Here is a 10,935-nt window from a genome sequence, read left to right as displayed (position 1 = left end):
TACTTTCTGTAAACAGCAAAGAGCAGATCCGGTTCAAACACAAGGCGTTGGCTACACAGCTGACGGCTGACGCCTTTTTTCTTATGAGCAAAAAATAATTTGAAAGAAAATGTCGCCTAACAAGTTTTATATAAACTTGTTGATTTTTTATCTAAGATTAGTAAATTGTCAACTATAAATGTGTAATCACAAAGTTTTATGATTACACATTTACCACCTCACTCCATCAATTTCTCAAACTCTTTCCTATCAATCGTCTCCTTTTTAAGCAAAGCCTTAACAATTTTTTCTAACTTTTCTTTATTTTGAGTAATGGTTTCCTGGGCCTGCTTTTGGGCTTGGCCAATAAACTTGGCCACCTCTTTATCAATCTGTTCTGCCACTTTTTCGCTATAATTCCGTTGCTCGGAAATTTCCCGGCCTAAAAATATTAACTCTTCTTTTTCTCCAAAAGTCTGGGGCCCGAGCTCATCGCTCATCCCGTATTCCATTACTAATTTCCGAGCCAATTTAGTAGCCTGCTTAAGATCAGACCGGGCGCCGGTAGTCACTTCGCCAAAGACCTCTTTTTCTGTAACCCAGCCGCCCAAAAGAGTCGCCAGCTCTTCGGTAAACTCTGATTTGTTGTGGAGTCTTTTCTCTTCTTCCGGAAGTTTTAAAGTATAACCAGCCGCCTGGCCCCGAGAGATAATAGAAATTTTGCGGACTGGATCAGTATGCGGCAGCATATGGGCTACCAAAGCATGGCCAGCTTCGTGGTAAGCAGTAATTTCTTTTTCTTTTTTGTTTAAAACATAGCTTTTGCGCTCGGGTCCGAGCAGCACTTTTTCAATACTTTCTAAAATTTCCTGCATCTCAACTTGCTTTTTATTTTGCCTGGCCGCGAGAATCGCCGCTTCGTTTAAAAGGTTTTCCAAATCTGCGCCGGAGAAACCCGGGGTATGTTCGGCAATGACTCTTAAAGCAACGTTTTTAGCCAAAGGTTTGTTTTTCGCATGGACTTTAAGAATTGCCTCCCGGTCATTAATGTCTGGCAAGTCAACAATAATCCGGCGGTCAAAACGGCCGGGCCGGAGCAGGGCCGGGTCCAGCACGTCTGGCCGATTAGTAGCCGCGATAACAATGACATTAGCGTGAGGCTCAAAACCATCCATTTCTACTAAAATTTGGTTTAAAGTTTGTTCTCGTTCATCATGGGAGCCGCCCAAGCCTGTGCCTCGTTGCCGGCCCACAGCGTCAATTTCATCAATAAATAAAATTGCTGGCGCGGCTTTTTTGGCTTTTTGAAAAAGCGAACGGACACGGCTAGCCCCCACGCCCACAAACATCTCTACGAACTCCGAGCCGGAAATATGATAAAAAGGCGCATTGGCTTCGCCGGCAATGGCTCGGGCTAAAAGGGTTTTACCGGTTCCGGTTGGCCCGATTAACAAAACCCCCTTAGGAACCTTGGCGCCCAAGACAGTGAACTTCTTGGGGTTGCGCAAGAATTCCACTACTTCCAAAAGTTCTTCTTTAGCTTCGCGAGCCCCAGCCACATCTAAAAACGTGGTTTTTTTCTTTTTGTCCTTGGGGTTAATTTCTTTAGAATTAGCCTGGCCAAACATCATAGCGCGGTTATTAGCGCCTTGGATTTGCCGGGCCATCAAAAATATAAAAAGGCCGATAATAAGCAGGGGGAGTAAAAACGGCAAGACGCTTGAAACCCAAAAGGATAAGCCAGTTGAGGTTTTAATGCTAATTTTGAGTTTTTGGATTTTCTCTGGCGTTAGGTTGTAGTTATCAAAAAGTTCTGTCAAAGATTGCATCGGCTCCTTATAGGAGACCAAAACAACACCATCATTAGCAAAGGCTTTGACTTTTTCTCCCTCCACCTCAACTCGGTCTATTTCTTCGGCCTCAATTTTTTTAAGAATAGTATCAATCGTAACTTCGGTTGCGTCTTTAGTGGGATTATTGTACATACTGAAAATTCCCGCAATCACAATGAAGATGATAAAGAGGATGATGAAGTTTTTGAATAGATTTTTCATAAAGATACAATCCAAATCTACGAATGTACCCAATGAAATTGCTAAAAGCAATATTTCACGGGGTGAATCCGAATCTACAAATTCGCATCCATTCGTATAAAATTAATTATAATTGTTTTGATCATAGCAAAAAATAGGCCTTTTGGCAACCTTGAGCTAAAAAAAAGACCCCGCCCTTACTACTATTATTTAGTAGATGTTGGGTGGGGTCAAGGCATCATTCCAATAAGCCCCCCCTTAGAGTCTCGCAATCCATGCCATGGAGCGGCTCTACTTTGTGGCGGGTTCTGCTAATCGTTTAACTATTTCGCTTGGCGGCTTAAGAAACATAATTTTATCTTTCCTTATGAGCGGTGATTACGAGATTTTTGGGTGATATAATTTTTTTATCTTGTTTTATTCGCACCTTGCCTTTACACAACAGCCCCAATTGCAGGGACCAAGCCGCATAATTGCCGCACGTATCTCCCATAAACTGCAGCATCCCATCTATTTTGCCGTTACAACAAGGCATCAGAATAAGATGCTTGGCCCTGCTTGTGTTGTAGAGTTCAATGATTTTTTGCGACAGAATCCCACAGGCGTGGACACCCACTATAATCGAATCCTTTTCAAAAAAAGCCGGTGTAAGCTCGCGGAGGTCGCGCTCTTGATAGGAGAATCCTCGCGCCAATTCCCAGGGCCTGTCGCGGCGCCTAATATCCACAGCAATCACTGATTTTACCGGCAGTAAAAAAGCGATAATAATCCCGGTTAAACCATTTCCAGCGCAGATGTCATACACTGTATACCGCCCAGGTTCAGGCAGGACCAGATTTCGCACTCGCACGACAACGCTCATGGACTCGGAAATTTCTTTGGAATCTTTTTTTATTGGTGATACTATATTCCAAACATCCTCAAAACATCGCAGTTTCTGGAATTGCTCTATGTAGGAGCTTTTCCATGTTTCTGGCTTCCATTGTTCCACGAGGCTCCTCCTTTGTGGCTGGTGTTATTGAATTGTCAACGAATTTTCTCCTTGTTTAAATCATTTACGTTTATTACGTAATACATTATGTAATATATTATAGTATTGAATGATTTGAGAAAAGAATGGTGGAGAGAAAGAGCGCTTCCCTCCACCAGCAAAAACTAATAACTTACCTTTTCGTACATTGTCCCTGTATAACCGAAGATCCGCTTGTAAAGCTCAATATCTTCTGGTTTACCGATGGCCTTAGCCAAGTTATCAGAGAGCTTAACCAGACCACAACCACAAGCTCCAATCGCTTTAACAACAAGTGATAAGGTCGGTAGCCCGAGGTCGTTAGTAAGATTGGTTCCCCAACCAAACGATGGAATAACCCTTCCCTGGAAGTGATTATAGAGCTCCACGATTTTATATATATCCAGACCGTCGCTGAAGACAACCAACTTGGTTTTAGGATTCACCCCATATGATTCGTAGAACTTGATTGCTTTTTCACCAAACTCCTTTGGGTCTCCAGAGTCCTGCCGAAACCCCTTCCATTCTTGGGCTATTTGCTCTGGCGTGGTTTGGAGAAAGAAATCTGAGCCAAAGGTATCAGGAAGAGCAATTGACAAGTCATACCCATATTCATCCCACCATTCTTCCAAAACCCTATTTTGGGAGGCGCGTATTTTTTCATCACCCCCACGCATAACGCCAGACATAATCATAAAGAGCTCATGGGCCTGGGTGCCCATTGCGGGGATCCCCAATTTTTTAGCAAGCAGCACATTGGATGTCCCCAATACTTGGTTTGGAATTTCCTCAAGCAAGACTCTTAAGACATAACCTTGCCACCAGCCAGTAAAGCGCCGGCGAGTGCCAAACTCTATAAACTTAATACCAGGATATTTCTTGAGGATTGCGATTTTTTCTCTAAGTCGACGGCAACCCCTCCCAACTACCCGATCCAGCGATAGCCCTTGATCTTTAATCCAAGCTTCACCGAAAAGCTCGTTAATGATTGAAAGGGCGATTGTTTCCCAGTAAATAGTTTCTTTCCATGGACCGGTAAACTCAATCCTATAAGTATCGTCGACCTTCTCTATGTCGTACTCTGGCAAATAGTAGTTCCTTAAGAATTCAATAAATGCAGACGAGAACATTGACTTATTGTTGACGGTCATATTCCCTACATAGTCAAGTTCATCATCCATGAAGGATAGGGTTCGGGCATGGTCAAACTCTTCCCGTAGCCTACCTTCATCAATATGTTGTGACAGAAAAATACTAGTTGTCCTATTAGTGAAACCATACTTTACTGGCACGTCGGGGTAGCGCTTCCGAACAAATCCACCCATTGTTAATTTATACTGGTCTAAATCAAGCAACGATTGGATAATCGGCATCTCTGCCTCCTTTGTTCAAGATGATAGATGATATATTATTTGAATGTGCGCCTACCTTAATCTAAATTAAGGCAAGAAATCTGTAACTAAATTATTTTTAGTTACAATTTTCTGGGGCTTCGAAAAAGATGCGGAGGGAAATCACCACCTGGCGATTTCCCTCCGGTTTCCAAGACGAAAGATCAATTATTTGCCAGACATCCTTACACTCCATAGCTCGCCATTTTGAATATACACAACTTTGTTTTCCCAGTTAGCAAGAGCCATATCTGTTAAAACATACTTATCTTGAATCTTGTTGAACGTACCAGACGTTGGCACAAAAATATCCAGCTCTCCATCATTGACGATCGTGGCGCATACGCCCTTAGGTAAAATGGCGATATTCAAATCCGGGCTATCAGTAGCTTCTTGCCACACCTTATAGCTACTGTATCCTCGATCCATTGTCAATTCAATTTTTTGATAAACGCCATTACCATCCAAGGCAATCACTGTAATAAATCTATTGCCGGCTTTGGCCATGATTGGCTTCAACCCATCGAGTTCTCGGACACGAATTTGAGCGCAAGAATTGTCACTAAAGGGTGCAATAACATACGTTGCTCCCATAGTATCCTGAATACCAACTCCATCAAACCAGCGAGTAGAGTTTATCATCACCCCCCACGTTTGGCCAACAGACAGGATCGGCTTACCTAAAACTTTCAGGGTCATCTCTGTTAATCCCCTGTCCGTCACTACAAACAAACGGTTTCCATAACGAAGCAATTGATGACCATTGAGATTCAACGTCATTTCCTTTTCATCCAGGCTTACCTCATTGATATGGAAGAATCTAATATTCCCATCCTCAAGATCCGTCTTTAGCCAGCCATTTTGTACTTTCACTATCTCACAATCGCGAGATTGGGCTATGCCGATTTGCCGACTCTTAGAAACGTCTATGAGCTTACCAGATTCTAACAAAGCGACACCACAAGGGAAAAATCGAATAACCTGAACCCCTATTTTGCCAAGCAGTTTGTCGAAAACTAGTATTCCAGTCGCGGTTGTAATAGCGTGTAGTACTCGAGCAACTTGAGTTGTAGCAACGCCGGTCTCAAAGGGTGAAGGCGGGATTGTCCGTTCTCCGCTTTGAAAGGTCGCTACGTACCAGTCAAGCAAATGACCAGGGATGCACGAGAAGTCCCGAACAGCTTTGTTGAGCCGAACATTATTTGTGAATACTGATGCGTTATCTCGCATCCTTCTTTCTAATTCATTCCGTTTATAGCCAATTAGGGTTCCTTTGTATGGATGAATACCAGTATATACTTGGAAAGTTACCACCCCCCAAGCAAACCAGTCCGTTCCTTCGTTCCACTGTTTACCTTGTCTTACATGCCAATCTCGTATAGAAGGCATTATAGGACAACTAGGAGGCCATTTGTCGTCAATAACCCAACAGTCAACATCTATAATTCTGGGCTCAGGCTCTTGAGAATTGTTGTTAACCACAAAATAACCAAGCTCATTTGCGTCAATAAGTAAGGCGTCTCTCTCGTGCGCATACATTACTATGTCGCGCATCCGATCTATCAACAGCGAAGCCTTATCATTACTAAATCCTGTTCTTTTGCGAAAGTCATTAGTAAAAACCCTCGCAATCGGTTCTCCATTTACGAACTTCATGTAGTAGCCAATCGTTTCTCCCGAAGATGTCATAACCCGTCCCAAGGGAAAAACAACATAAGGATGAGGATTCGCTCGGAAGAAAGCTACTTTTCCATCGACATTATTCCACAGAACCCTTTTTTGTTCGTGGAAAATTTTTATCGCTGTCCCAGAGGCTTTATAGACTGAACCTTCTCCCCCAGTTGCTTGATAGTCATTGGGCCGAAGTGTTAATGGCCCACGTCCATCTAGGACAACACTAAGATTGCCTTTAGTCTTTTGCATTTTGGGCCCCTTCGGTTTCGGATTGCTCTACCCGAATAACCGCATATGCAATATCATCGAGAAGGCCTTTGCCGTCTTTTTGCGCATCTTTAATCCCGCGGATCATTCGGCGTTTTGCAAATTCGCCAATCTTGTTTTTGAACGCCATAAATATCACAACAGCTTTTTTCCAGTCAAGTTTTTCAATCTGCGCTACGCCATCAGAAAAGACAGCTATGAATTCAAGGTCTTGAGACAAGAGTTCCGCGGGCAAGTCAATCGTAATGCCCCGAATTCCTCCACTAAGAGTGTAACTATCTGTGTCGGATGTCGTGAATCCCTCATTAGGTGTCCACGCACAGTTCTCTCGGCTTAATCGTAAAGCATTCAAATCACCGCCATGATTTTCAATAAATTTGGGTAGTCGCCCTTCATAGTATGCTGGATAATAGGGGATATTGTCTTCCCACTCCAATCGGAACATATCAATGCCTCCACTCCGATATTTAAAAGCGACAACACCATCTCCCTGTACATGAACGAAGCCACCTGATGGTGAGACGTAGGCATAAACACAGGTTGCCAGCATATCGTCCAGCTGTAATCCCAGTGCCTGGCGCGTTCCAGACAACACTATTCTTTGACGTAAACTGATTTCTTGTGGAACAGCTTCGCCAAGCGCATCACAGCTAATAGTCCAATGTTCGCGGATAGCAGTTGCTGTAGATAAGGCGAGAATTCTAGACCCAACATCTGTATGTCTACCAGTTGAACACCCATCTGAGACTACTGCCAAAGCAACGTTATTATGTACATCTGAGATAGCATAATCTTGGCAAGGCTTCCCAGTGATCAGATGTTTGTTTCCGATATGGAAATAATGATCAGTATGTAGTTGAATCATAATTTTCACCTCCAAAATAAAAACGGGAAGACAACGGATTTGTCCATCATCTTCCCATTAACGCTATTTCGCCTCGACTATATCTTTGCAGAGATGTTCTGGCTCGGACCTCCGGTTCCCAGGGCTTGGGATTGGCTTGATACCGACTGTGATACAAATTCAGCCAATTTCGCTAGCTTGCCTTTGGTCGCATCGCCCGCATCAATGTATTTGTCAATGCCGGCGTTTTGCTGGAAGGTTGTGAGTTCCTGCAAATATTGGCCAGCATTGATACCGATCAACACAGTTACCAGTGATTCGATATTTTCACCAACGATAGCTTTTTCAACCTCTCTCTTAATCATAGCTGGGGTAGCTGATGAGGGATTGTTGGGCGGCAACGGGTATTCTAATCCATCTGTAATCACGAAAACGATCCCGTTGACCAGAAAATCATCTGCCATCAGTTTTTCAGCATAAGCGATCGTTGCTCCAACCGAAGAAAAGGTAGCGTCATAAAGCGGGGTTTGACCGCCTGGCCACAACTGTGCATAGTCGTTCTGCGGATCGATGTCAGCCAGCGGTTTGAATCCATGCAATTCTTTCACGCCGCCAGAAAAGGCGGTGGAGAATTTAATAACGCGCAACAGGAGGTTATCCGAACGCGGTGACTTTTTGCAGGATTCAACCGCAGCAATCAAGCATTTAAGCAGGTCGTTCTGGAATTCCTGAATCGAACCGGTTTCGTCAACCGCAACAGTAACCACAGTATATTCGGTGGCACCAAGATGCTCGGTTCGTACACCGGAAAACTTGAATCCCTGCATTCCACTAATGTTGCCAATTTCCATTGTATCACCAGCCATAAGACGTGGCATGTCATCCTCCTTTTAAGGTAGGTTAGTAGTCCAAGTTATTTGACCGTTTTTGGAGCAAGAAATGATCAGGTCAAAAATTCAACAGAAGTAGTCAAAGACATTCCGCGTCCTTGCATCTCCCTGAGCCAATCCTGGGCAATGATCGGAAAATTTGGACCACCAGGAACTGCCGCAACCGGGCTGGAGCAATCTGTCAGGATATGGAATTTTCTGACATGCTCATCACCAATGTTATCAGCAATCTGCGTAACAGTTTCCTTCACGCAGTGGCTTAACGCTTCACCGGCTACAATTACTATATCTGCTTCCGACAACATGGCGAGAAAGTCAGTATTCAATGCCGTGGTTGGATCAGTGGGATCAGGCACTTCTGCTTGCATAGCGCCATAATGCTCTGTCCAAGGATTGGATCCCTTGGTCACATAGTCAACCACAGCAAACTCTTTACCAGACCATCGTTGCAGCGCGTTATTAACATCAGACTGGACATTGTGGCCCCAGGTGCCAATAAGGCAGTGTGGTGGCCAAACACAAATTTGATACTTGCCGGTTGCTTCCAGTTGCCGAGCATATTCTAAAGTACGCTTGCGAGAATCCGGATCTCTGGGCGTCCAGATGCCGTTTTCAATATCGTCAGCCGAGATTATCGTATAGGGCGTTGGTTGTTCTCCGTTCTGATCCCTCCACCAAGTCGGGTGGGCAATATCTACTAAACGATGACTATCCAGGGTAACATGGATATCCTCCAGCTTTGAGCCGATACGATTAACTATGGCGGCAACACGCTTCATGTCTTCGTCAGCGCCGCTAACTGGCAACGTGGCACCATCAATGTCGCAGAAATCATTCTGCGGATCAATGATAAGCAAATGGATCTTATTCATGATGTTCTCCCTCCCCGTTAAAAAGGTTTAAACCAAAATCCACCTCATAGAATTTGTACCGATAGAACGTACTTTTCCCTCCTTTCTTTGCTTTGATTTGTGTTTGTCTTTTTTTCCAAAACCAAATTGTAATGAGCTGTTTTTATAGGGCATCTTGCCTTAGGTAATATAACTTAAAAATTGTTATATTGCCAAAAACAAGAATTAAACAGTCATTTTTATTAGCTTAAATTAGAATTTATATAGAATTAATCTATAATTTGGGCTAACCTTAGCCGCAAAATGAATGTAATCTGCAACTTAATAATTACTCATTTTTATATACTTGGCTGATTATGGCTAAGATAAAAGGAAAGAAACCCCTTAAAGAGCTCGTATGAATCATAGATTTAAAAGCTTATCACATTTTGAGAAGTTTTGTCAAGGGCTCTCGGGTGGATAGCTCGATAGATGTCATAAAACAAAAAAACCACGCAGTTTAGTTGAGTGGTTTTTCGTCTAGTTAAATTATCTAGCCCGTTTTTTTGTGTTTTCTCCTGAAGAGTCCTTCTTAGCCCCAACCTTGTCTTTACTTGTAATATCCTTAGTTTCCTCCTTGGTTCTCTTTTTTGATTCTTTAATTTTGTCCATCTTATCATTGCCTTCCCCTTTCTTCTGCTCATTTTTTTTATCTTCCTTCCCCGCCTCTTTTTTATCTTGACCTTTCTGGCCCAACGCTCTGATACTTAGCCCCAATCTATGGTCATTGGGCTCAATAGAGACAATTTTAAGTTTCAATTTATCGCCCGGTTTAGCAAGGTCTTCTGGCCGCTGATTTGGTTTTGAAGAAAGTTCTGAAACATGAGCCAAGCCGTGAATCTCTTCGTCAAGTTTAACGAATAAACCAAAAGGATTTACTTTAAGCACCTCGCCTTCCACAACTTGACCAATTTTATATTTTTCCACGGCCTTTTTCCAGGGGTCAAGAAGAAGTTTTTTGATAGAAAGAGAAATTTTAGAATCATCAATATCAATAATTTCCGCTTTAATTTGTTGGCCGGTTTTAACAACGTCCCGAGGATTATCAATCCGTTTCCAGGCCAGTTCGGAAATATGAACCAGCCCCTCAAGGCCATCGTCAAATTCTACAAAAGCGCCAAAGTCTACCACTCCGGAAATTTTACCCTCAACAACATCACCCGTCTTATATTTCGAAATTATTTGTTTCTGCTCCTCCTTGATGGTTGCTTTTTCCGAGACAATAAGTTTTTCCTCAGCCTCTTCCACAGCAATAATTTTAACCTTTAGTTTTTGACCGACAAATTGCCGCAGCTTTTCCAAAATTTTATTTTTATTGCCGCCCTCGACTCGAGGATAATGCTTAGGGGAGAGCTGGGAAACCGGCAGAAATCCGGATATCTGCCCCAGCTTAATCATTAACCCCCCCTTGTTAGCGTCTACGCCCTCCACAGTAACCTCTTCGCCCTTATCCATAAGCTTTATTAGTCGATCCCAAGCCCTCTGATGACCGGCCGACCTAAAAGAAAGCTCGATTTGCCCCTTCTCGTTTTCTAAATCAACAACCGTGGCGGTTGCTTCAGCACCAATTTTTAAATTGGAATACTCGCCGGACTCGTCATAAAATTCAATGCCCCTAACCACCCCAGTGGTCAGGCCGTCAATGTCTAAAAGCACCTCGTTTTTCCCGATATTGATTACTTTGCCAGTAACCAGATCACCCAATTGGGGAATAGTCTTTGTCTGTTTAGAGGTTAACAATTGTTCCATTTTGCTGGAAGGCTCTTTAATTTTGATAGTAGTGGCTTTCATAATAAAAAAACAAAATCGGGCATTAATTATTAGACCCGCAAACCGCTCTGCCCAAGGCGATTTATGGGGTTATCGATTATGTAGTTAAACATAGCTTATCATATACTATTATTTTTTGCAAGGATTTTTTCCCGGCCTAACCCCTAATTGAAAGGCCTTTATGGATA

The 10,935-nt window shown here is 43.0% G+C and carries 8 protein-coding genes; all 8 read right to left on the bottom strand.

Annotated elements, in window-relative coordinates:
• Positions 1–218: 218 nt before the first annotated feature.
• Positions 219–2,033 carry an ATP-dependent zinc metalloprotease FtsH gene (gene ftsH / locus KKD20_02250; protein MBU4331924.1) on the bottom strand — a complete coding sequence of 605 codons (1,815 nt, stop codon included), beginning with the start codon at positions 2,031–2,033 and terminating at the stop codon, positions 219–221.
• Positions 2,034–2,367: 334 nt separating this feature from the next.
• Positions 2,368–3,003 (bottom strand): SAM-dependent methyltransferase, encoded by a 636-nt coding sequence (locus KKD20_02245; protein MBU4331923.1) that lies wholly within the window; start codon positions 3,001–3,003, stop codon positions 2,368–2,370.
• Between the two features lie 164 nt (positions 3,004–3,167).
• Positions 3,168–4,394, bottom strand: coding sequence for a nicotinate phosphoribosyltransferase (pncB, locus tag KKD20_02240; GenBank protein MBU4331922.1), 1,227 nt, complete (start codon positions 4,392–4,394; stop codon positions 3,168–3,170).
• Between the two features lie 186 nt (positions 4,395–4,580).
• Positions 4,581–6,068: a hypothetical protein gene (locus KKD20_02235; protein ID MBU4331921.1), complete on the bottom strand. Its 1,488-nt coding sequence runs from the start codon at positions 6,066–6,068 to the stop codon at positions 4,581–4,583.
• Positions 6,069–6,321: 253 nt separating this feature from the next.
• Complete coding sequence (locus KKD20_02230; protein ID MBU4331920.1) at positions 6,322–7,218, bottom strand: protein phosphatase 2C domain-containing protein; 897 nt, start codon at positions 7,216–7,218, stop codon at positions 6,322–6,324.
• 77 nt (positions 7,219–7,295) lie between these two features.
• A complete protein-coding gene (locus tag KKD20_02225; GenBank protein MBU4331919.1) occupies positions 7,296–8,063 on the bottom strand; it encodes a hypothetical protein in 768 nt (255 codons plus the stop codon).
• A 77-nt stretch (positions 8,064–8,140) separates the two neighbouring features.
• Positions 8,141–8,959 carry a hypothetical protein gene (locus KKD20_02220; protein ID MBU4331918.1) on the bottom strand — a complete coding sequence of 273 codons (819 nt, stop codon included), beginning with the start codon at positions 8,957–8,959 and terminating at the stop codon, positions 8,141–8,143.
• Positions 8,960–9,466: 507 nt separating this feature from the next.
• The gene (locus KKD20_02215; protein MBU4331917.1) at positions 9,467–10,768 is read right to left on the bottom strand and encodes a S1 RNA-binding domain-containing protein; all 1,302 of its coding nucleotides are present in this window, start codon (positions 10,766–10,768) and stop codon (positions 9,467–9,469) included.
• Between the last annotated feature and the right edge of the window lie 167 nt (positions 10,769–10,935).

Source organism: Patescibacteria group bacterium (assembly GCA_018896645.1).
In the GTDB taxonomy this organism is placed as follows: domain Bacteria; phylum Patescibacteriota; class Patescibacteriia; order UBA2591; family JABMQE01; genus JAHIMF01.
Note: the sequence above shows the minus strand (reverse complement) of the source record. Positions and strands in the feature narration are given on the sequence as shown.